Annotated in this window: 22 protein-coding genes; 11 read left to right on the plus strand and 11 right to left on the minus strand. The window is 66.1% G+C overall.

Annotation, left to right across the window (positions count from 1 at the left end; genetic code table 11):
* Positions 1 to 36: 36 nt before the first annotated feature.
* The 5 genes from ACN22W_RS27545 to ACN22W_RS27565 form a co-directional block, all read right to left on the minus strand.
* Complete coding sequence (locus ACN22W_RS27545) at positions 37 to 756, minus strand: SDR family oxidoreductase (protein WP_419687898.1); 720 nt, start codon at positions 754 to 756, stop codon at positions 37 to 39.
* 138 nt (positions 757 to 894) lie between these two features.
* On the minus strand, positions 895 to 1,788 hold the full coding sequence (locus ACN22W_RS27550) for a DMT family transporter (protein ID WP_419687899.1): 894 nt from the start codon (positions 1,786 to 1,788) through the stop codon (positions 895 to 897).
* A 247-nt stretch (positions 1,789 to 2,035) separates the two neighbouring features.
* Entirely contained in the window at positions 2,036 to 3,220 is a 1,185-nt protein-coding gene (locus ACN22W_RS27555) for a porin (RefSeq protein WP_419687900.1), read from the minus strand.
* 52 nt (positions 3,221 to 3,272) lie between these two features.
* On the minus strand, positions 3,273 to 4,055 hold the full coding sequence (locus ACN22W_RS27560) for an ABC transporter substrate-binding protein (protein WP_129516541.1): 783 nt from the start codon (positions 4,053 to 4,055) through the stop codon (positions 3,273 to 3,275).
* Between the two features lie 53 nt (positions 4,056 to 4,108).
* Positions 4,109 to 5,230 carry a M20 aminoacylase family protein gene (locus ACN22W_RS27565; RefSeq protein ID WP_419689840.1) on the minus strand — a complete coding sequence of 374 codons (1,122 nt, stop codon included), beginning with the start codon at positions 5,228 to 5,230 and terminating at the stop codon, positions 4,109 to 4,111.
* A 183-nt stretch (positions 5,231 to 5,413) separates the two neighbouring features.
* On the opposite strand from ACN22W_RS27565, the gene ACN22W_RS27570 reads away from it, so the two are divergent.
* The 7 genes from ACN22W_RS27570 (at position 5,414) to ACN22W_RS27600 (ending at position 11,325) form a co-directional block, all read left to right on the plus strand.
* Positions 5,414 to 6,373: a LysR substrate-binding domain-containing protein gene (locus ACN22W_RS27570; protein ID WP_193101312.1), complete on the plus strand. Its 960-nt coding sequence runs from the start codon at positions 5,414 to 5,416 to the stop codon at positions 6,371 to 6,373.
* A 153-nt stretch (positions 6,374 to 6,526) separates the two neighbouring features.
* Positions 6,527 to 6,817 carry a co-chaperone GroES gene (gene groES / locus ACN22W_RS27575; RefSeq protein ID WP_343490753.1) on the plus strand — a complete coding sequence of 97 codons (291 nt, stop codon included), beginning with the start codon at positions 6,527 to 6,529 and terminating at the stop codon, positions 6,815 to 6,817.
* 12 nt (positions 6,818 to 6,829) lie between these two features.
* Positions 6,830 to 8,470 carry a chaperonin GroEL gene (gene groL / locus ACN22W_RS27580; protein ID WP_419687901.1) on the plus strand — a complete coding sequence of 547 codons (1,641 nt, stop codon included), beginning with the start codon at positions 6,830 to 6,832 and terminating at the stop codon, positions 8,468 to 8,470.
* A 630-nt stretch (positions 8,471 to 9,100) separates the two neighbouring features.
* Positions 9,101 to 9,472 (plus strand): DUF6697 family protein, encoded by a 372-nt coding sequence (locus tag ACN22W_RS27585; RefSeq protein WP_193101316.1) that lies wholly within the window; start codon positions 9,101 to 9,103, stop codon positions 9,470 to 9,472.
* A 58-nt stretch (positions 9,473 to 9,530) separates the two neighbouring features.
* Positions 9,531 to 9,749 carry a hypothetical protein gene (locus ACN22W_RS27590; protein ID WP_230684496.1) on the plus strand — a complete coding sequence of 73 codons (219 nt, stop codon included), beginning with the start codon at positions 9,531 to 9,533 and terminating at the stop codon, positions 9,747 to 9,749.
* A gap of 112 nt (positions 9,750 to 9,861) precedes the next feature.
* Entirely contained in the window at positions 9,862 to 10,383 is a 522-nt protein-coding gene (locus tag ACN22W_RS27595) for a PTS sugar transporter subunit IIA (RefSeq protein ID WP_419687902.1), read from the plus strand.
* Positions 10,384 to 10,431: 48 nt separating this feature from the next.
* Complete coding sequence (locus ACN22W_RS27600; RefSeq protein ID WP_419687903.1) at positions 10,432 to 11,325, plus strand: acetylglutamate kinase; 894 nt, start codon at positions 10,432 to 10,434, stop codon at positions 11,323 to 11,325.
* Positions 11,326 to 11,382: 57 nt separating this feature from the next.
* Here the strand turns inward: ACN22W_RS27600 and ACN22W_RS27605 are convergent, their stop codons facing one another.
* From ACN22W_RS27605 to ACN22W_RS27625, 5 genes are all read right to left on the minus strand, one after another.
* Entirely contained in the window at positions 11,383 to 13,383 is a 2,001-nt protein-coding gene (locus ACN22W_RS27605; protein WP_419687904.1) for a family 2A encapsulin nanocompartment cargo protein cysteine desulfurase, read from the minus strand.
* Entirely contained in the window at positions 13,358 to 14,290 is a 933-nt protein-coding gene (locus ACN22W_RS27610; RefSeq protein ID WP_006479760.1) for a family 2A encapsulin nanocompartment shell protein, read from the minus strand. The genes ACN22W_RS27605 and ACN22W_RS27610 overlap by 26 nt, the downstream gene beginning before the upstream one ends.
* Positions 14,291 to 14,428: 138 nt before the next feature.
* Positions 14,429 to 14,650 (minus strand): helix-turn-helix domain-containing protein, encoded by a 222-nt coding sequence (locus tag ACN22W_RS27615; RefSeq protein ID WP_011356215.1) that lies wholly within the window; start codon positions 14,648 to 14,650, stop codon positions 14,429 to 14,431.
* A gap of 8 nt (positions 14,651 to 14,658) precedes the next feature.
* Positions 14,659 to 15,597, minus strand: a complete 939-nt coding sequence (epsC, locus tag ACN22W_RS27620; RefSeq protein WP_193101321.1) for a serine O-acetyltransferase EpsC — start codon at positions 15,595 to 15,597, stop codon at positions 14,659 to 14,661.
* A gap of 27 nt (positions 15,598 to 15,624) precedes the next feature.
* Positions 15,625 to 16,095 carry a rhodanese-like domain-containing protein gene (locus ACN22W_RS27625; protein ID WP_419687905.1) on the minus strand — a complete coding sequence of 157 codons (471 nt, stop codon included), beginning with the start codon at positions 16,093 to 16,095 and terminating at the stop codon, positions 15,625 to 15,627.
* Between the two features lie 459 nt (positions 16,096 to 16,554).
* Between ACN22W_RS27625 and ACN22W_RS27630 the strand changes: the two genes are divergently transcribed.
* A complete protein-coding gene (locus ACN22W_RS27630; RefSeq protein ID WP_419687906.1) occupies positions 16,555 to 16,914 on the plus strand; it encodes a DUF4148 domain-containing protein in 360 nt (119 codons plus the stop codon).
* Positions 16,915 to 16,999: 85 nt separating this feature from the next.
* On the opposite strand, the gene ACN22W_RS27635 is transcribed toward ACN22W_RS27630, so the two are convergent.
* Positions 17,000 to 17,893, minus strand: coding sequence for a LysR family transcriptional regulator (locus tag ACN22W_RS27635; RefSeq protein ID WP_419687907.1), 894 nt, complete (start codon positions 17,891 to 17,893; stop codon positions 17,000 to 17,002).
* A 105-nt stretch (positions 17,894 to 17,998) separates the two neighbouring features.
* On the opposite strand from ACN22W_RS27635, the gene ACN22W_RS27640 reads away from it, so the two are divergent.
* Genes ACN22W_RS27640 through ACN22W_RS27650 form a run of 3 tightly spaced genes read left to right on the plus strand, consistent with a single transcriptional unit; the run spans position 17,999 to position 19,933 of the window.
* On the plus strand, positions 17,999 to 19,123 hold the full coding sequence (locus ACN22W_RS27640; RefSeq protein ID WP_419687908.1) for a TDT family transporter: 1,125 nt from the start codon (positions 17,999 to 18,001) through the stop codon (positions 19,121 to 19,123).
* A 12-nt stretch (positions 19,124 to 19,135) separates the two neighbouring features.
* Entirely contained in the window at positions 19,136 to 19,312 is a 177-nt protein-coding gene (locus ACN22W_RS27645; protein WP_164992083.1) for a DUF5993 family protein, read from the plus strand.
* 12 nt (positions 19,313 to 19,324) lie between these two features.
* Entirely contained in the window at positions 19,325 to 19,933 is a 609-nt protein-coding gene (locus ACN22W_RS27650; protein WP_419687909.1) for a disulfide bond formation protein B, read from the plus strand.
* Positions 19,934 to 19,948 lie beyond the last annotated feature (15 nt).

Consider the following 19,948-nt stretch of genomic DNA (forward strand, 5'->3'; position numbering starts at 1 on the left):
GTGCAGGCTGGGGCCGGCAGCCCGCATCGCCTTGCATCAACTCCGCCCGCCTAGGCTGCCGCCGCCGTCCACGGCCAGCACCTGCCCCGTGACGAAACCGGCTTCGTCGGACAGGAGAAACCCGATCGCGGCCGCCACGTCGTCGGGCGTGCCGAGTCGGCGCGCGGGAATCGTCGCGAGCACCTTGCGTTCGGCCTCGCTGCCGACGGGGCGTGTCTGGCGGAACAGTTCCGTCTCGATCGGGCCCGGCGCAACCGCGTTGACCGTCACGCCATGTTCGGCCAGTTCGAGCGCCCACGTGCGCGTGCAGCCGACCAGCGCGCTCTTCGCGGCCGAATAGGCGGTGCGGTCGAGGCTGCCGAAAATCGCGCGGCTGCACACGTTGACGATGCGCCCGTGACCGCGCGCCTTCATCGCGTCGGCAAAGTGCTGCGTGACCTGGATCGCGGCCCGCACGTTGAGATCGAACACGGCCTGCAGCGACCGGAAATCGATCTGCCCGAGCGGTTGCGGCAACGCAATGCCCGCGTTGTTGACGATGCCGTCGACGTCGTCGCGCTCGCTGATGCGTGCGAGGGTTGCCGCCGTCTGCTCGATGTCGGCGAGATTGCATGCAAGCAATTCGCCGGGGAAATCGACGCCTTGCGCGTGCCGCGCGAGACCGATGACGCGATGACCGCGCTGCGCCAGGAGTGTGCTGACCGCGAAGCCGATGCCGCGCGACGCGCCGGTGACGAGACAGGTACGGGATGACATGATTCGTGCCTTTGTGGAAGGAAGCGAAGAAGTCGCGATGCAGTCGCATTCCAGACCATTGTGAACCGGGCCGGAAAAACGCGTACGGTCGGCGGCACTCGCTTCGTTCAACCGTTACGCACGGATGCGGCGCACGTTTCAGTAACGCATCACCAGAAACAAGCCGGCCGCCGCGAGCGCCATGCCCGGCCATGCGAGCGCCCCGATCGTCTCGCCGAGCGCCACCAGCGCGATCAGCGCGGGCGCGGGCGGAATCAGGAAGAACAGCGCCGACACGCGCGACGCTTCGCCGTATCGCACCATCGCGAGCAGCAGCGAGATCGCGATCAGCGAATTGCAGATCACGAGGTACGCGAGCGAACCGGCGAGGCCGGCGGTCCATTGCACGTGCATCGGTTCGAGCGCGAACGCGAGCGGCGCGGTAACGGCCAGCCCGACCGTGTATTGCACGAGGTTTGCTGTGACCGGATGCACGTCGGTGCCGAAGCGCTTTTCCCACAGCGTGCCGCCGGTGATGCACGCGAGCGCGAGCAGCGCGAATGCCAGCGCCCACGGCGACGCGACGTCGACCGACGATCGTGCGAGGATCACCAGCACCGCGCCCGCGGCGCCGAGCGCGAGCCCGACCCAGCGCAGCACGCCGACGCGCTCGCCGGCGATCATCGGCGCGAGCAGCCCGACGAGAATCGGCTGCTGCGACGTGACGAGCGCGACCGCGCCGGCCGACATGCCGAGCTTCAGGCTCAGGTACGTAAACGCGAAATAGCCGGCCTGCAGCAACAGGCCGACGACGACGAGGTTGCGCCATTCGCGCCGCGTGCGCGGCAACGCGGGGCGCAGCCACAGGAACGGGCCAGCGAGCAACGCGACGACGCACGCATAGCGCAGCGCGAGGAACGTGAGCGGATCGGCATAACGCAGGCCGAGCTTCAGGAACACGAAACCGCTGGCCCACAGCAGCAGGAACAGCGCGGGCGCGATGCGCAGCCAGCCGGGTGGCTGTCTGACCATCGGGGTGTCGATCGCGGTCATGCGCGCTCGCGTTGCATCGCCGGACGGGCGTCCGGCCCGAGCGCGCCGGGGGAGCGGGCGGGCCGGCGCATCATCGGCGGATCAGGTGATAGATGACGTTCAGCACGGTCACCGCGATACCGATGACGATCACGATCTGCAGTTTCCTGTTCATGACGGCGTGCCCCCGGGTATGCGTGGTGCGGTGATCATACGCCGCGTCAGCCGGCCGCGCGCGACCGGCCGCCGCCCGTCCGGCAAGGTTCGGTCAGAACCTGTGCCGAATCCCCGCATGCACCATCAGTTGCTTCCCGTTCGACGACAGATCGGCCGCGCCGGGGACATACGCCTGATCGAGCGACGAACCGGTCGCATCGCCGGTTATCCGCTGATACGCGCCCATCAGGTACACGTCCGTGCGTTTCGACAGGTTGTAGTCGGCCATCAACCCGAGCGAATGGATCTTCGGCTTCGCGGCGCCCGTCGTCGCGTCGTAGCGCACCGTCGTGTACACGTATTGCGCGCCGACGAACAACGCCGGCGTGAACTGGTACTTGCCGTTCACTTCGAAGTTCTGATACTTGATCGCCGTCACCGTGCCGCCCGCAAGCGGGCCCGTCACCGGCTCGATCGTCTCGTCGCCGAACAGGTAACCGACGTTCGCGGTCGGCCGCGTGACGTTGCTGTTCGTGTACGCGAATCCGACCGTTGCGGGCCCCGCGGTGTAGTTGACGCCCGCCCCGAAGATCCGCAGCCGTGCCGACGCAAAATTCGCGTCGGCGCCGACCGACCCCGAACCGGCGATCGCACCGCCCGACGTCGCGCCGGGGTTGTCCGCGTTCAGGAACGCCGCGCCGACGAGCAGGCCGCCCTGCTCGTACTGCGCGCCGACACTCCATACGCGGTTGTTCGCGAAACCCGTGTCGTTGCTGAAGCTGTAGGTGCCGCCGAACGAGAAACCGGAGAAATCCGGGCTCGCGTACTTGACCGTGTTGTTCACGCGGAACGTGTTGCCGGTGTTGTCGTTGTCGAGCGGGTGCGAGAACGGATAGACGCCCCAGCTCCCGTTCGCGGTCGTCGGCGCGAGATAGTCGACGACCGAATCGTATTGCCGGCCGAGCGTCAGCGTGCCGAAGCGCGTGCTGCCAAGCCCGACGTAGGCCTGACGCCCGAACATGCGGCCGCCCTGCGCGAGCGCGCCGTTGTTCACGTTGAAGCCGCTCTCGATCTGGAACAGCGCGCTGTAGCCGCCGCCCAGGTCCTCGGTACCCTTCAGCCCCCAGCGGCTGCCTTGTGCGAAGCCGCTTGCCATCTGCCACGCGCCATGGCCGCCGACGTTGTTCGTGTAGTCGATGCCGGCATCGACGAGGCCGTAAAGCGTGACACTGCTTTGTGCGAACGCGGGCACTGCGCACAGCGCCGGAATCGCGACAAGAATCGATCTCCAGTTCATCTGTAATCCTTATTTATTTATGGCTGACTGCGCACGTTGCGTGCGCCGCCGCTTACTTGCCGCCGTAGATATCGAAGTCGAAATACTTGCGGTTGATCCGCTGGTACGTGCCGTTCGCGAGAATCGTCGCGAGCGCGTGGTTGAACGCGTCGCGCAGGTCGTTGTCCTGCTTGCGCAAGCCGAGGCCGTCGCCTTGCCCGAAGTATTTCGCGTCGTCGATCGGCGCGCCCGCGAACATGAAGTCCTTGCCCTGAGGTTTCTTCAGGAACCCGTCGCTGGCCGCGATCGATGCCTGGAACGCTGCGTCGAGCCGCCCCGTCACGAGATCGGCGTACACCTGATCCTGGTTCTGGTACGACACGACCTGCACGCCGGCCGGCTGCCAGTTCGCGACCGCGTAGTCGGCCTGCGCGGAACCCTGCTCGACCCCGACGCGTTTGCCCTTCAGCGACTCGGCGCTCGGCAGCAGTGGCGACCCCTTGTGCACGACCAGTCGCGCCGGCGCGTTCGAGATCCGGTTCGTGAACGCGATCTGCTGCATCCGCTTCGGCGTGATCGTCATCGACGACGCGATCACGTCGAACTTGCGCGCGAGCAGCCCCGGAATCATCCCGTCGAAGCTCGACTCGACCCACACGCAGCGCGCGTGCAGTTCCGCGCACAACGCGTTCGTGATGTCGATCCCGAAGCCCGTCAGCGTGCCGTCGGGCAGCTTGTATTCGAGCGGCGGGTAAGTCGGATCGACCGCGAGGCGGATCTCCTTGCCCGTCCAGTCGCCGGCATGCGCCGTCCCTGCCGCCAGCGCCACCGCGAGCGCTACCATCCACTGTTTCATTGCCAGTCTCCTTGTGTAAATCGTGATTCGTGAAATGAAATCGTGCAACCGCATCACGCGAGGTATCGCTCCGCGAGCGCGATCCAGTAGCTCGCGCCGGTCGCAAGGCACGCGTCGTTGAAGTCATAGCCCGGGTGATGCAGCCCGCATCCGGCCGCGCCGTCGCCATTGCCGATCGACAGGTAGCTGCCCGGGCAAGCCTCGAGCATGAATGCGAAGTCCTCGCTCGCCGCGATCGGCCGCAGATGCGGAATCAGTGCCGCATCGCCGCCCCACTCGCGGGCCACGTTGCGCGCAAAGTCCGTTTCCGCCGCATGATTGACGAGCACCGGATAGCCGTATCGATAGTCGATCTCGGCCGTCGCGCCGTAGCTCGCGGCCTGCCCGTGCACGATCGCGCGGATGCGCTGTTCGAGCAGCGCGCGCACGTCCGGCGACAACGCGCGCACGCTGAGTTCGAGTTCCGCATGCGGCGGGATCACGTTCGATGCGGTGCCCGCATGGATCGAGCCGGCCGAGACGATCGCCAGTTCCTGCGGATTCACGTTGCGCGACACCACCGTCTGCAACGCCATCACGATCGACGCACACACCACCACCGGATCGATCGTCGTATGCGGCGCGGCGCCATGCCCGCCGCGCCCGATCACGCGCACGCGCACCTCGTCGGCCGACGCCATCGCCGGGCCGTCGCAGAAACCGAGCACGCCGGCCGGCAGGCCCGGCACGTTATGCATCGCGAACACGGCGTCGCACGGGAACTGCGTGAACAGGCCGTCGTCGATCATCCGCTTCGCGCCGCCGAGCCCTTCTTCGGCCGGCTGGAAAATCACGTTCAGCGTGCCCGCGAAGCGCTCGCGTTCCGTCAGGCAGCGCGCCGCCGCCAACAGCATCGCCGTATGACCGTCGTGGCCGCACGCGTGCATCACGCCGTCGCGCCGGCTCGCATGCGGCAGCCCGGTGGTCTCGCGGATCGGCAGCGCGTCCATGTCCGCGCGCAGCCCGAGCCGCTTCCCGGCGCCGCGCGTCAGCGTGCCGACCACGCCCGTGCCGCCGAGCCCGCGTGTTACCCGATAACCCCACGTTGTCAGGCAATCGGCCACGAGTTCGCTGGTCGCGTGTTCCTCGAAGCCGAGTTCGGGATGCGCGTGCAGCCGGTGGCGCAGCGCAATCATCTCCGCCTCGATGGCCGCCATTTCCGATGGAATGTGTTCGTGGTCCAACCCCGATTCTCCTCGATACGTTCTGCGGTCGATCGCCCGGATGACCGATCGTGGCCGAATCGTATGCAGCGAAAATCCCGGCGAACAGCCGCGGTTTCGTTATGATGACAACCTTTCGTTGTCGGGTATCGCACCATGAGCACGATGAAGCTGCATCAGTTGCAGGCGCTCGTCGCGAGCGCGGAGGCCGGGAGCATTCGCGGCGCGGCGCGCTTGCTCGGGTTGTCGCAGGCGGCCGTCACGCGCGCGCTGCGCGAACTGGAAGCGAGCGAGCGCCTGCCGCTGCTCGTGCGCGCGCCGGAAGGCATCGGCTTCACCGAATACGGCAAGACGCTGCTCACGCACGCGAAACTCGTGCTGAAGCAGCTCGAACACGCGCAAAGCGATCTCGAGCGCATGCGCGGCCGCGTCGAGGGCCGGCTGAGCATCGGCGTAACGCCGTGGCTCACGGTGACGTTCCTCGCGGAAGCCGTGCTGCGGTTTCGCGAGCAAATGCCCGACGTGCGCCTCGAACTCTACGAAGCACTGATGGCCGTCGCGCAGCCGTTGTTGCGCGACGGCAGCATGGACTTCGCGCTCGGCCACGTCCAGCCGGGCGGCACGCAGGAATTCGCGTTCGAGCCGATGCTGCGCTACGACACCTCGGTCATGGTGCGGGCCGGCCATCCGTGCGAACGCGTGCGGTCGATCCACGACCTGCTCGACCGGGACTGGGTGCTGAATTTCGCGGCCGACGGGCAGGCCGCACTCGTCGACTACCTGTTCACGCGCCACGGCGCGCAGATCGACGAGCGACGCATCGTGCGCGCGCAATCGGTCGCGATGCTGCAGACGATGCTCGAGCAGGCCGACATGTGCACGTGGTGCCCGACGATTCTCGCCGCCGTGCCGCCGTTCGGCGACCGGATGCGTGCGTTGCAGTTGAAGGAGACGTTCGAGCCGCGCGACCTCGGCATCGTCACACGCCGCAGCAGCACGCTGAGCGACGCAGCACGCTGCTTCATCGATTGCCTGCTGCACGTGATCCGCCGCCATGCGCGATCGGCGCGCAAGGAGGATCTCGCGCTGTTCAGGACGGTATCGCTGCTGATCTGACGGCGGCCTCGCCCGTCCCCCGTCCATAGCGCATTCGCGCAAATGCATTTCCGAATCCGTTATTGGATCGCGCCGCGGCTCGTTTCTATACTCGTCAGCACTCTCCGATGAAGAGTGCCAGCCAATTTCGACAGAACAGGACAGGACGAAGAGATGAGCCTACGCCCCTTGCACGACCGCGTCATCGTCAAACGACTCGACCAGGAAACCACCACCGCGTCGGGCATCGTGATCCCCGACAGCGCCGCGGAGAAGCCCGACCAGGGTGAAGTGATCGCCGTCGGCCCCGGCCGCAAGGACTCGGACGGCCAGCGCATCGTGCTCGACCTGCAGGTCGGCGAGCGCGTGCTGTTCGGCAAGTACGCGGGTCAGGCCGTCAAGGTGGACGGCAATGAGTTCCTCGTGCTGCGCGAGGAAGACATCGTCGCCGTCGTCAATCAATAACGGAGCGCAATCATGGCAGCCAAGGAAATCATTTTCAGCGACGTCGCACGTTCGAAGCTGACCGAAGGCGTGAACATTCTCGCGAACGCGGTGAAGGTCACGCTCGGGCCGAAGGGCCGTAACGTCGTGCTCGAACGCAGCTTCGGCGCGCCGGTCGTCACGAAGGACGGCGTGTCGGTCGCGAAGGAAATCGAACTCGCGGACAAGCTTCAGAACATCGGCGCGCAACTCGTGAAGGAAGTCGCGTCGCGCACCAGCGACGCAGCCGGCGACGGTACGACCACGGCCACCGTGCTTGCACAGGCGATCGTGCGCGAAGGCCAGAAATACGTCGCGGCCGGGCTCAACCCGCTCGACCTGAAGCGCGGCATCGACAAGGCCGTCGCGGCGGCCGTCGAAGAACTGAAGAAGATCAGCAAGCCGACCACCACGAGCAAGGAAATCGCGCAGGTCGCGACGATCTCCGCGAACGGCGAGGAGTCGATCGGCCAGCGTATCGCCGAAGCGATCGACCGCGTCGGCAAGGAAGGCGTGATCACCGTCGAGGACGGCAAGTCGCTCGCCGACGAGCTGGACGTCGTCGAGGGGCTGCAGTTCGATCGCGGCTACCTGTCGCCGTACTTCATCAACAATCCCGACAAGCAGATCGCCGAGATCGAGAACCCGTACATCCTGCTGCACGACAAGAAGATCTCGAACATCCGCGACCTGCTGCCGGTGCTCGAACAGGTCGCGAAGTCGGGCCGGCCGCTGCTGATCATCGCGGAGGATGTCGAGGGCGAAGCGCTCGCGACGCTCGTCGTGAACAACATCCGCGGGATCCTGAAGACGGTTGCCGTCAAGGCGCCGGGCTTCGGCGACCGCCGCAAGGCGCTGCTCGAAGACATCGCGATCCTCACCGGCGGGCAGGTCATCGCCGAGGAAACCGGGCTGACGCTCGAGAAGGCGACGCTCGCCGAACTCGGCCAGGCGAAGCGCATCGAGGTCGGCAAGGAGAACACGACCGTGATCGACGGCGCCGGCGATGCGAAGAACATCGAGGCGCGCGTGAAGCAGATCCGCGTGCAGATCGAGGAAGCGACGTCCGACTACGACCGTGAAAAACTGCAGGAACGCGTCGCGAAGCTCGCGGGCGGCGTCGCGGTGATCAAGGTCGGCGGTGCGACCGAGATCGAGGTGAAGGAAAAGAAGGATCGCGTCGACGATGCGCTGCACGCGACGCGCGCGGCCGTCGAGGAAGGCATCGTGCCGGGCGGCGGTGTCGCGCTGATCCGCGTGCGGCAGGCGATCCGCGAACTGAGGGGCGTGAACGCCGATCAGGACGCAGGCATCAAGATCGTGCTGCGCGCGCTCGAGGAACCGCTGCGCCAGATCGTCACGAACGCGGGCGAGGAAGCAAGCGTCGTCGTCGCGAAGGTCGCGGAAGGCTCGGGCAACTTCGGGTACAACGCGCAGACCGGCGAGTACGGCGACCTCGTCGAATCGGGCGTGCTCGATCCGACCAAGGTCACGCGCACGGCGCTGCAGAACGCGGCGTCGGTGGCAGGGTTGCTGCTGACGACCGATGCGACCGTGTTCGAAGCGCCGAAGGATGCAGCGCCGGTCGCGGGGCCGGGCGGGCCGGGTGCGGGTGGGCCGGGCTTCGATTTCTGACACAGCGCCGCGCGCCGGTTCGCCGGTATGCGCGCGGTCTTGTGGAAACGTGCAACGCGTGGCGACGGCAGTCGTCACGCGTTTTTTCGTTGGATCATGCGAACCGTCCGTCCGGCTTGGCATGCAAGCGTATCGCGTCGGTCGGGCACACACTTCGTGTGGCGTATCGTTGCATCGATTCATCCTGTGTCATCAGTCGTTTCACAAGTCGATAACGCTGCCGCAACCTTTACGACCTTTTTACTTGCGGCCGCGCGTGCGTTCACTAGAATGTGTTCGCTATCCCTCACCGAGCACGCACCATGCGCATCCGAAGTCCTCGCCCTCCGAGTTGCTTTTCTGCCTGACAGGCAGGACGCCTGCGTCTCCTTTTCCCGAGCCACCGTCCTGCCGACAGGCGGGCGGTGCGCGCCGTAGTTTTTCCCGCGCACGCTTGAACACGACGTCGATGCGCTAATCACGCATCGTGCGCTCAAGCGACTGCGTGCGGTACATCCTTGCAACGACGCGCCATCGATCCGCCTTGCCGGCGATGACCGACCGCATGCCCGCATCCGGCATGCCGAACCGGTCCAATTACTTTGCATACCTGAGTTTATCCACGGAAATTTCCGATACGGGAGTCCGGTCATGTTCGAGATCGACAAGCAATACACGCGCGAATTCATCCACACCGCATGCGGCGGCAGCAAACAGGCGTTCCTGCCGACGAAGAACGGCAAGGTCGTGGCCGCCTGCCTGCGCACGGACCTCAACCCGCACGCACCCGACGTGATCCTCTGCGACGGCAGCGCGTCCGCACGCGCGGCCGGCAGGACGCTCGCCGCACAACGCGACGCGATTCCGGTGTTCATCAAGATGGAAACGGATGCGTTCCGCTTTGTCGGCCAGTACGTCGTCAGCGAATCGCTCACGGCGCCGCTCGACTGCGCGCCTTACGTGCGCAACAGCAGCTTCACGTCCGGGCAGATCTCGCGCGTGCTCAAGCTCAAGCGTTGCTGATACGCATGCACGGCGCATCGCGCGCCCCGTCTCGGTCGTCTTTCATACAGGAGCAATCATGCTTGGCTTGACGTTCTGGAAACACGTGATCGGCGCGCGGGCCGATGCCATCCGCGAAGACAGGGCGACGGCACACGACCGGCACCGCCGGGTGTCGAGAACCCTCGTGCTGACCAGCGCCGCGGTGGCGTTCGCGGCGATCGCGTTCGGTGCGCCGGTCGTCGGCATCTCGGTCTTTCTGCTGACGACGCTGCCGTTCGTGCTGTCGGGCACCTGAAGATGTTCGCAGATCGATACACAATTTTAATGCCGGCCCCCCGCGTATCTGACACCGCCTTTACGCGGTTTTGTCTAGGATTTCCCTGTCATCCCGACACGGAGAGATCCGCATGCAAACGCAGCAGGCCGCCGTCGGCGGCCAACCCGACCTTCCCCACCGGCGCGGCGGCATGCCGCTCGCGACCCGGCTGGCCGACGCCTGTCCGCCGGACAACATCCTGCTCGACGTGCCGGTCGAGAGCGCGATCCAGTTGTTCGACCTCGCCGCGCGCTACATCGCGCGTAGCAGCGGGGTTTCCACGGAACGGATCAGGACCGAGCTGACGAAACGCGAACAGCTCGGCTCGACCGGCCTCGGCCAGGGCGTCGCGATTCCGCATGCACGGGTCGACGGACTCGGCTCGGCCGTCGCGCTGTTCGTTCGCGCACTGTACCCGTTCACGTTCAACGCGCCGGACCGCAAGCCCGTGCGCGAATTCATCGTGCTGGTCCTGCCGAAAGAGGACGACCGCGCACACCTCGAACTGCTCGCCGACGCGGCACGGTGTTTCAGCGATCGCGCGTTCCGGCAGGCGTCGCGCGACGCGCAGACGCCCGACGAGATTCACCGGCTCATGCAACGCACGCACTGATGCCGCACCGTGCGGCGACAGGCACTCCCTTCATTCTTTCGACATCTCATGTTCCCAGACCCTGAAAGTCCCACCCTTTCATCACGGCGCGTGGCCGGACTGGCTCGCTCGCTGCCGTTCATGCAGGCCCTGCACGGGCAGACCGTCGTCATCGTCGATGGCGGCGCCGCGCGCGATGCGCGTTTTCGCCAGGCGTTCGCACAAGATGTCGCGCTGCTCGCGCTGACCGGCGTTCGTCCGGTCGTCGTCCAGGGCGGACCGTCCGCACCCGGCACGCAGTCCGTCCAGGCCGCGCGCGCCGCAATGGCCGAGGTCAACCACGAACTCGTTCGCCTGATCGGCAGCCACGGCGTCAAGGCGATCGGCATCGACGGTCACGACGGCGGCCTGCTGGTGGCCAGCGCTGAATCCGACCGGACGAACACGAGCCCGGTCACGCAATTCGACGGCACCGCGTTAAACGCGTTTCTCGGAAACGGGCTGGTGCCCGTCGTGATGCCTATCGCGCCGGATGACAACGGCGAGGATCGCCTGCTGCGCCCGAACCAACTCGGCAGTCTCTTCGCACAACGCACCGGCGCGGTGACGCTGGTGATGATGGTCGACAGCGCGCTGCTGCGCGAACTCGGCGAACTCGCGGGGCTGTACGGCATCACGGAACTCGAGCAATGGCTCACCGAGCATCCGGCCGCCGATGCGGCGCCCTGCGTGCGGGAAGCGCTCGATGCGCTTGCGCACGGCGTGCAGAACGTCCATCTCGCCGATATCGGGCAACCCGAATCGCTGATCGACGAACTGCTGACGGAGGAAGGGTCGGGTGTGGTGTTCTGCCGTCGCGGCAACACCGACCTGTTGTCGGAAACCCGTCGCTACTTCGCCGATTCCGCGTGCGTGTTGCGCGACGGCTTCACGGTCGAGCAAAAGCAGGTCGTGCGCTTCTGACCGGGTAGCGGGAAAGCGCTTGCGGCAGCCCGCGAGGGCCGCCGCAAGCGCGCAGCGTCAACGCCGCGTCGCAAGCCGCCGCACCACACGAACGAGCGCATCGACCTCGTCGCACGTGTTGTAGAACGCGAGCGACGGCCGCACCGTTGCCTCGAGCCCGAAACGCCGCAGGATCGGCTGCGCGCAGTGATGCCCCGAGCGCACCGCGATGCCCTCTTCGTTCAGCGCCTGCCCGACTTCCTCGGTCTCATAGCCCTTCAGCACGAACGACAGCACGCTCGCCTTGTCGCGCGCGGTGCCGACGAGCCGCACACCCGGCACCGGTGCGAGCACGCTCGTCGCATACGCGAGCAGGTCGTGCTCGTAACGCGCGATGTTCTCAATGCCGACGCGGCTCACGTAGTCGAGCGCCGCGCCAAGCCCGACCGCATCCGCGATGTTGCCGGTGCCGGCCTCGAACCGGTTCGGCGGCGGCTGGAATACCGTGCGCTCGAACGTCACGTCCGCGATCATGTTGCCGCCGCCTTGCCATGGCGGCATGTCGTCGAGGATCGCACGCTTGCCGTACACGACACCGATGCCGGTTGGCCCGTAGATCTTGTGCCCGGAGAACACGAAGAAATCCGCATCGAGCGCCTGCACGTCGACGCGCATGTGCGAGATCGACTGCGCGCCGTCGACGAGCGCCTTCGCGCCCGCGCGATGCGCAAGCTCGACGATCTCCTTCACCGGCACGACCGTGCCGAGCGCGTTCGACACCTGCGTGACGGACACGATCTTCGTGCGGTCGTTGAGCAGCTTCCGGTATTCGTCGAGCAGCACCTGCCCCGAATCGTCGACCGGAATCACGCGCAGCGTCGCGCCCTTCTGCGCGGCAAGCTGCTGCCACGGCACGATGTTCGCGTGATGCTCGAGATGCGACACGATGATCTCGTCGCCTTCGCCGACGTTCTGCGCGCCCCACGTCTTCGCGATCAGGTTGATCGCCTCCGTCGTGCCGCGCACGAACACGATCTCGTCCGGTGACGATGCGCCGATGAAGCGCTGTACCGTTTCCCGCGCATGCTCGTAAGCATCCGTCGCGCGGCCGGCCAGCGCATGCGCGGCACGGTGGATGTTCGAGTTCTCGTGCGCATAGAAATACGCGAGGCGATCGATCACGGCCTGCGGCTTGTGCGTGGTCGCCGCGTTGTCGAACCACACGAGCTGCTTGCCGTTCACGCGCTCCTGCAGGATCGGGAAATCGCGGCGGATCGCGTTCACGTCGAACGGCGGGTGCGCGCCGCGATGCAGGTTGCTTTGCGGCTCGACCGCGTGCGCATCGTCGATGAAATAACGCGGCACGTCCACGCCCGATGCGCGCGAAACCGGCGCGTCACGATGCACGGCGAGCAGGTCGCGCAGCGCAGCGTCGCCCGGCAACCCGAACGCTTCCGGCGACGCGAGGCCGTTCGACGGCACGACGATGTCCTGCGGCGTGGCCTGCCAGCCCTGCAGCGAACCGTCGGTGAAGTAGTACGGCGACGGCTTCACGGCACCTTCCGACGCGGCCGCATTCACCTGCGGCACGCCAAGCGCCGCGCCGCCGATGCGCGGTTCGAGCGCGGGTGCGATCGACACGACGTTGTCGGGCAGCCCGTTCTGCGCGGCCGCATGCGGCGCGAGCGCGGGCACGCGATTGCCGAGCGACAGCACATGCGTCGGCGCGGACGGTGCGAGGTTCGTGCCGGCCGCCTTGCCCTGCGGCAGCGCGAGGCCCGGCACGCCGGTGCCCGTGCCGCCGGGCCCCGCGAGCGGCGAGCCGGCGGGCGCCGGGTTGCTCACCGACGCGAGGATCGGCGCGGCAGCCGGCAGCGCCGACGGCACGCCGCCGACCGCGCCGCTGCCGGCCGACAGCCCGGGCGCGGTCGCTTGTCCGGGCGGCGTCGCGAAGAACTCGGACGCGAGCCGCGCGAGCGTCGCGGGGTCGGGCAACCCGGCCGGCAACGGCGCGTGCGGCAGCGCGAGCGCGTCGCCGCCGGCCAGGCCGGGATTAACGGTAGGTGTCGGGATAGTCATGGAACTTGGCGATTTCGACGTCATCGAGGACAGCCAGCGCATCCGGCGAATGGACCGCAAGCGAGCAATACAGCGAGATCAGGTACGACGCGATCGCCTGGTTGTTGATCCCCATGAAGCGCACCGACAGGCCCGGCCCCTGCTCGCCCGCGACGCCCGGCTGATACAGGCCGACGACGCCCTGCCGCTTGTCGCCGACGCGCAGCAGCAGGATCTTGGTCTTGCCGTCCGCGACCGGCACCTTGTCCGACGGAATCAGCGGAATGCCGCGCCACGTGAGGAACTGCGAACCGAACAGGCTGACCGTCGGCGGCGGCACGCCGCGCCGCGTGCATTCGCGGCCGAACGCGGCGATCGCGAGCGGGTGCGTGAGGAAGAACGCGGGCTCCTTCCACACCTTCGTCAGCAGCTCGTCGAGATCGTCCGGCGTCGGCGCGCCCGTCAGCGGAAAGATCCGCTGTTCGTCGGTCACGTTGGCCAGCAGCCCGTAGTCGGGGTTGTTGATCAGCTGGCTTTCCTGCAGCTCCTTGATCGTTTCGATCGTCAGGCGCAGCTGTTCCTTGATCTGGTCATGAGGACTGCTGTAAAGATCGGAGATCCGCGTATGCACGTCGAGCACCGTGCTCACCGCATTCAGGAAGTATTCGCGCGGCTGTTCCTCGTACGGCACGAAGGTCTGCGGCAGCACGCTTTCGTCCTCGAGCTGCGTGCAGGCGGCGCGCACGGCTTCCGGGTTCTTCACCTGGTTCAGCCGATAGATGCCGGCCTCGACCGGCACCCATTGCAGCAGGTGGGTCAGCCAGCGCGGCGTGATCGTGGAAAGCTGGGGGACGGTCTTGGTAGCGTTCGCTAGTTGGCGGGCGGCGTGATCGCTCAGCGCGGCCGTGCCGCTTGCAACGGTCGACATGTGTGGCTCCGGGTTCTTAAGATGAAAAACGGGATTGCTTATGACGCGGGGTGATTATCGGAAGCACGCACCTGCCGGCTCAACATGCTATAGCCGTCAGGTCGCGCACAACCGAAAGGGAAACGTAACGAGGCGGCCTCAGGTGACGTACGCACCGGGCAGCAGCGTCGAGATCGACACGTCGAACGCACGCGCGATCTTGTCGGCCGTGACGATCGACGCGATCGCCTCGCCGCGCTCGATCTCGCCGACATACGAACGGTTCAGCCCCGCGTGCTCGGCGAGCTGCTCCTGCGACCACGTGCGCGCTTCGCGCAGCTTGCGCACGTTGGCGCCGAAGTGATGGATGAGGTCGCTCATGGCGTGCCCTATGCGACCGGTGCCGCCGCGCGCGGCGCGGCGTTCGCTTCGCTGCGCAGCACGGCCTGCGTGACGTTCGCGCCGGCCGCCACGTCCTGCGTGAGCCACACGTTGCCGCCGATCACCGCGCCGCGCCCGATCGTCACGCGGCCGAGTATCGTTGCGCCCGCATAGATCACCACGTCGTCCTCGACGATCGGATGGCGCGCGAGCCCTTTCTCCAGATGGCCGGCCGCATCGCGCGGGAAACGCTTCGCACCGAGCGTGACGGCCTGGTACACGCGCACGCGCTCGCCGATGATCGCCGTTTCGCCGATCACGACACCCGTGCCGTGGTCGATGAAGAAACCCGCGCCGATACGCGCGCCCGGATGAATGTCGATGCCCGTCTCCGCATGCGCCTGCTCGGCGATGATCCGCGCGAGCAGCGGCAGGCCGAGCCGGTACAGCTCATGCGCGAGCCGGTGGTGGATCATCGCGAGGATGCCCGGGTAGCACAGCAGCACCTCGTCGACACTGCCGGCCGCCGGATCGCCGTGGAAAGCGGCGAGCACGTCGCTGTCGAGCAGCCGGCGAATCTCGGGCAGCCGCGCGGCGAACGCCTGCACGGCCGTCGAAGCGGTGTCGCCGACCGGATCGATCGTGCCGTCGGCGTTGCGCTGGCGCGCCGCATAGCGCAACTCGAGCGTCACCTGCGCGAGCAGCGCGTTCAGCGCCGCGTCGAGCGCATGGGCCACGTGGAAGTTCTCGCTCTCCTGGCGCAGGTCGGGCGGGCCGAGCCGCATCGGGAACAGCACGCCTTTCAGCGCGCCGATGATCTGCGCGAGCGCCTCGCGCGCCGGCAGGTCGCGCCCGCCCGGTTCGAGCGAGCGCCGCTGCTTCTCGCGCCACGCGCGGCGCACGGTTTGCAGCGACTGAACGATGTCGTCGATTTCGAATGCGGCCATGATGCCTTCTCCCGTTTCGGCCGTGAATCAGTCCTGCGCCCACGGCAGGCCGCGAAAACGCCAGCCGTTGCTGCCGCCGCGATGCTGCCGCTCGTCGAGGTCGCCCTCGAACCCTTCGAGCACGTTGAATACCTGCGCGAAGCCGCCCTTCGCCGCGGCCTCGGCCGCCTGCGCGGACCGGTTGCCGCTGCGGCACAACAACAGCACCACCGCGTCCTTGCCGGTCTTCGCTTCCAGTTCGCGGACGAAGCGCGGGTTGCGCGTCAGGCTCGTGCCGGTCGCCCACGGCACATGCAGCGACGCCGGTACGTGGCCGACGAATTTCCGTTCTTCGGCCGTGCGCACATCCACCAGCAGCGCGTCGCCCGCCGAGAACAGCGCCCACGCGGCTTCCGGCGCCACACCGCCCGCGTAGGGCGTGCCGGCCGATGCGGCCGCCGCGCGGGCGTCTTCGAGCGCCTGCTGCGCAGCGGTTCGTGCTTCCAATGCAACCGTCATGACACTTCCTTGTTTTCGTGGATTCGTATGAACAAAAACACCGGGAATGCGGCCGTTGCAGCTTGCGTGCTGTCTATAGCCGTCAGCCCCACTATGCGAGTGCGGCCGGGCAGGCAGAACCAATAAAAATTCATTTCCTAATCAGCGCCGAATGAATTGCTATCGCGGTTGTGCGCTATCGGGCGGATTGATGCAGTTCGTCGCTACGGCGAACCTGCATGGAAGGGATGACACGGCTCGTGTTGGCGCTCATATATCAAGAACGCATCAAGTCGATACCAACGATATATTTTTCATCTATCGCGTCTCGGCCCAAGATATCGACATTGCCCCGCCGACACGATTGACGGGGTTCCAGACAGGCAAAGCGATCAACGTGTGCATGGTTCGATCTCCGCGCTAGAACGCGACGGATCCGGTTCAGTTCGCTCGTCACTTTGTTTTATTAAGGATACCGATATGAAACACCGGCTTTCCACCGGTGTTTCATTCGCGACGATCGCTCTGCCTGCGACCGCGGCGCCCGTATCAGCGCGCGTCCATTTTTTATGTTTTCAGGAGAAGAATATGAAATCGCTCATTTGTTTCGCACTGGCTGCTGCCGCACTGACCAGCGCCACCGCAAGCTACGCGAATACGACCTCGGCGCCCTTGACCCGTGCCGAAGTCATCGCCGACCTCGTGCGCCTCGAGCAGGCGGGCTACCAGCCCGCGGCGGGCGACGATCCGCACTATCCGGACGACATCCAGGCCGCCGAAGCAAGGGTCGCGGCTCAGGCCGCCGCGCAGCAGCATGGCGCGGTCCAGGCCGGTCGTTGACGGGCAGCGCGGGCGATCCGCGCCGCGATATCCCGAGCCGGAACGTTGCAGACGCGGCGACTCGACTCGGGCACTGCCGTCCACGTCACCGCGAACGCTTGAACACGTCCGTGGCGAGTTCGCGAAACGCGTGCGCGCTCGGGCTCAAGCTGCCGCCCTTGCGCCAGATCATGCAGAGATTGCGCTCGATCTTGAGGTCCTTGACGGGCAGTTGTACCAGCGTGCCTGACGAGAGCTCTTCGGTGACGGTGCTACGCGAGACCCAGGCGATCGCATTGCCGAGCCTCACCAGTTGCTTGATCGCCTCGGCGCTGCCGACCGACAGCTTCGGCGCCAACGTCAACCCTCGCTGCGCATAGGCCTGCTCGACGACCGTTCGCGTTCCCGAACCGGGTTCGCGCATGACCAGTTCCGCGGTTCCGATTGCATCGGCGGTCAATTGCCGTTTGCGTGCCAGCGGGTGCGTCGGCGCGGCGACCGCGATCAGGGCGTCCCGGCCAATGACGGCTGCATCGAATGCGGTGTTGTCGTAAGGCCCTTCGATCATGCCGATCTGGCGCTCGTTCGCGAGAACGGCGTTTTCGATGTTCTCGCTGTTCGAAATCCGGAGATCGACCGTGATGCCCGGATAGCGCGTGCGGAATGCGTCCAGCACGGCCGGCAGCAGATACACGCCGATGGTCCGGCTCGAACCGATGCCGAGCTGACCTCTCGTGAGGCCGGCGAACTCGCCGACCGCCGCCTCGGCAACATCGGCCAGCGAAAAAATCTGGGCGGCATATTCGGCGAGGAGTCGGCCCGCTTCCGTGGGCCGCATGCCGCGCGGCATGCGGTCGAACAGCGTCACGCCCAGCCGTTCCTCGAGCTCCCGAATCTCGCGTGTGAGCGCGGGCTGGCTGACGTGCAGTCTTTCGGAGGCTGCCGTGACGCTGCCGGTTTCGACAACCGCGTGAAACGCGGCCAAGTGAGTGAAGTTCATCGACGTATATGATCGTGATATAGGAAGCATCAAAACGATGTATTTTTATTATACAAAGCCGCTCCCTAGAATCCAGTCATGCAGTTCTTCGACACGGAGAATCAAATGACCAAGACCAACTCGACCATCGGCGCGCCGCGTGGCCTGTCCGACAGAATCCGGCAATTCACGCCCAACTGGTTCGCGATGACGATGGGAAACGGCATCGTGTCGCTGGTGCTCGCCGGACTACCGCTGCACTTCAGCGGGCAGCGGGCACTGGCATCGGCGTTGTGGATCATCGACATCGTGCTGTATCTCGCCTTCGCCGCGATGTTGACTGCGCGGGCGATCCGGTTCCCGGAAACGATTCGGCCGCTGCTGCACCATCCGGTCCAGTCGATGTTTCTCGGCGCGGTGCCGATGGGCCTCGTGCCGATCATCAACGGCATCGTCCTGTTCACGGGCGGGCACGCCGAGGCCAATGCGCTTGCTTATGCGTTGTGGTGTTTCGACGCGCTGCTGTCGGTCGTCGTCGCGATCGGCGTGCCGTTCCTGATGTTCACCGAGCAGGGACACACGTTCGAACGCCTGACCGCGGTCCTGCTGCTGCCGATCGTCGCACCGGAAGTGGCGGCGTCGAGCGCGGCGACCCTCGCGCCGCATTTCGTCGGGTCGCAGGCCCGGCTGCTGATCGGCGCGGGGTACGTGCTGTGGGCCATCTCGGTCCCGCTCGCGTTCGCGATTCTGACGCTCGTGTTCTTCCGGCTCGTCATCCACAAGTTGCCGCACCGCGACCTCGGTCCGTCGAGCTGGTTGACGCTCGGCCCGATCGGTACCGGCGCGCTGGGTCTGCTGACGCTCGGTCAGGCCGCACCTGTTGCGTTCGCCGGTACGCCGTTGGCCAGCGTGGCGGTGCTGGCGCGGGACTTCGGCATTGTCGGCGGCCTTCTGCTCTGGAGCGCCGGTCTCTGGTGGCTTGCGTGCGCCGTGCTCTTCACGATGCGCTATTGCCGCGAAGGACTGCCGTTCAATCTCGGCTGGTGGGGTTTCACGTTTCCGCTGGGGGTTTATACCGCCGCGTCGCTGAGCCTGTACCACGTGACGGGTTTTGAGGGATTCGCCGTATTCGGTACGTTGCTCGCCGTGTTGCTCGGCGGCTTGTGGGCCATGGTGATCGTGCGCACATGCCGCGGGATGGTGCACGGCAGCCTGTTTCATGCGCCTTGCCTGGCGACAGTTTCCAACTAATCGAGGTCGATCATGTTCATCGGATTCATTCCATTCCTGTCCGCCGCCGTGGCGCTCCTGCTGTCCTTGCTGGGACGCGACAGGGCCGCTGGCGCGACGTGGTGGCTGACCACGCTACTGGTCGCGGCATGGGCCATTCATCACGGATCGCATCACATTCCGCAGTTCGCCACCTACGGCTCCTGGTAAGAGGTCAAACAAATGAAAGCCAATCGCCTGATCGATTTGCTGGCGCTATACGGCGTCAATGCGGTGCTGCTCGTCGCGTTCTATTTCCAGCTGGCACACGGTGAACTGCCGTGCTCGCTCTGCAATCTCCAGCGGGTCGCATTCATGCTGCTCGGCGCGGGACTGCTGTTGAACGTGTGGAGCCGCAATCCTTCTCCCGCCAACTATGCATTGAGCGCAGTCGGTGCGCTGGTCGGCAGCCTGATCGGGTTGATGCAGATGTTCCTGCACGTGTTGCCCGGCACCCCACCTTATGGCGGTGCGATTCTGGGCATGCACATGTACACCGCGTCCTATGTCGCACTGACCGCAAGCATCATCTATTGCGTGCTGATGCTTGCGTTCCAGACGCGCCTGCAGTCGATTCACGTCGGCGTGGCGCGGTCCGGCGATGCGGGGCGGTCGCCGTTCGTGAAGCTCGCGGTCGGGTTGTTCGCGGCCCTGGTGATCGGGAACCTGGCATCCGTGTTCGTCGAAACGGGTTTCCACGCACTCTATAGCGATCCGCAGCACTATCACCTGCTGTACTGCGGCGATCCGGAAGCCGCCGCCGGCGCGGGTCCGATGAGCTGTCGTCAATGACGATCGGGTGCCGCG

The organism is Burkholderia theae (assembly GCF_048565265.1).
GTDB classification, from domain to species: Bacteria; Pseudomonadota; Gammaproteobacteria; order Burkholderiales; family Burkholderiaceae; genus Burkholderia; species Burkholderia theae.

Bases quoted from the DNA above. Each gene is read 5' to 3' on its own strand.
- ACN22W_RS27545 (WP_419687898.1), bottom strand. From the start codon at position 756: ATGTCATCCCGTACCTGTCTCGTCACCGGCGCGTCGCGCGGCATCGGC.
- ACN22W_RS27550 (WP_419687899.1), bottom strand. From the start codon at position 1,788: ATGACCGCGATCGACACCCCGATGGTCAGACAGCCACCCGGCTGGCTG.
- ACN22W_RS27555 (WP_419687900.1), bottom strand. From the start codon at position 3,220: ATGAACTGGAGATCGATTCTTGTCGCGATTCCGGCGCTGTGCGCAGTG.
- ACN22W_RS27560 (WP_129516541.1), bottom strand. From the start codon at position 4,055: ATGAAACAGTGGATGGTAGCGCTCGCGGTGGCGCTGGCGGCAGGGACG.
- ACN22W_RS27565 (WP_419689840.1), bottom strand. From the start codon at position 5,230: ATGATTGCGCTGCGCCACCGGCTGCACGCGCATCCCGAACTCGGCTTC.
- ACN22W_RS27570 (WP_193101312.1), top strand. From the start codon at position 5,414: ATGAGCACGATGAAGCTGCATCAGTTGCAGGCGCTCGTCGCGAGCGCG.
- groES (WP_343490753.1), top strand. From the start codon at position 6,527: ATGAGCCTACGCCCCTTGCACGACCGCGTCATCGTCAAACGACTCGAC.
- groL (WP_419687901.1), top strand. From the start codon at position 6,830: ATGGCAGCCAAGGAAATCATTTTCAGCGACGTCGCACGTTCGAAGCTG.
- ACN22W_RS27585 (WP_193101316.1), top strand. From the start codon at position 9,101: ATGTTCGAGATCGACAAGCAATACACGCGCGAATTCATCCACACCGCA.
- ACN22W_RS27590 (WP_230684496.1), top strand. From the start codon at position 9,531: ATGCTTGGCTTGACGTTCTGGAAACACGTGATCGGCGCGCGGGCCGAT.
- ACN22W_RS27595 (WP_419687902.1), top strand. From the start codon at position 9,862: ATGCAAACGCAGCAGGCCGCCGTCGGCGGCCAACCCGACCTTCCCCAC.
- ACN22W_RS27600 (WP_419687903.1), top strand. From the start codon at position 10,432: ATGTTCCCAGACCCTGAAAGTCCCACCCTTTCATCACGGCGCGTGGCC.
- ACN22W_RS27605 (WP_419687904.1), bottom strand. From the start codon at position 13,383: ATGACTATCCCGACACCTACCGTTAATCCCGGCCTGGCCGGCGGCGAC.
- ACN22W_RS27610 (WP_006479760.1), bottom strand. From the start codon at position 14,290: ATGTCGACCGTTGCAAGCGGCACGGCCGCGCTGAGCGATCACGCCGCC.
- ACN22W_RS27615 (WP_011356215.1), bottom strand. From the start codon at position 14,650: ATGAGCGACCTCATCCATCACTTCGGCGCCAACGTGCGCAAGCTGCGC.
- epsC (WP_193101321.1), bottom strand. From the start codon at position 15,597: ATGGCCGCATTCGAAATCGACGACATCGTTCAGTCGCTGCAAACCGTG.
- ACN22W_RS27625 (WP_419687905.1), bottom strand. From the start codon at position 16,095: ATGACGGTTGCATTGGAAGCACGAACCGCTGCGCAGCAGGCGCTCGAA.
- ACN22W_RS27630 (WP_419687906.1), top strand. From the start codon at position 16,555: ATGAAACACCGGCTTTCCACCGGTGTTTCATTCGCGACGATCGCTCTG.
- ACN22W_RS27635 (WP_419687907.1), bottom strand. From the start codon at position 17,893: ATGAACTTCACTCACTTGGCCGCGTTTCACGCGGTTGTCGAAACCGGC.
- ACN22W_RS27640 (WP_419687908.1), top strand. From the start codon at position 17,999: ATGACCAAGACCAACTCGACCATCGGCGCGCCGCGTGGCCTGTCCGAC.
- ACN22W_RS27645 (WP_164992083.1), top strand. From the start codon at position 19,136: ATGTTCATCGGATTCATTCCATTCCTGTCCGCCGCCGTGGCGCTCCTG.
- ACN22W_RS27650 (WP_419687909.1), top strand. From the start codon at position 19,325: ATGAAAGCCAATCGCCTGATCGATTTGCTGGCGCTATACGGCGTCAAT.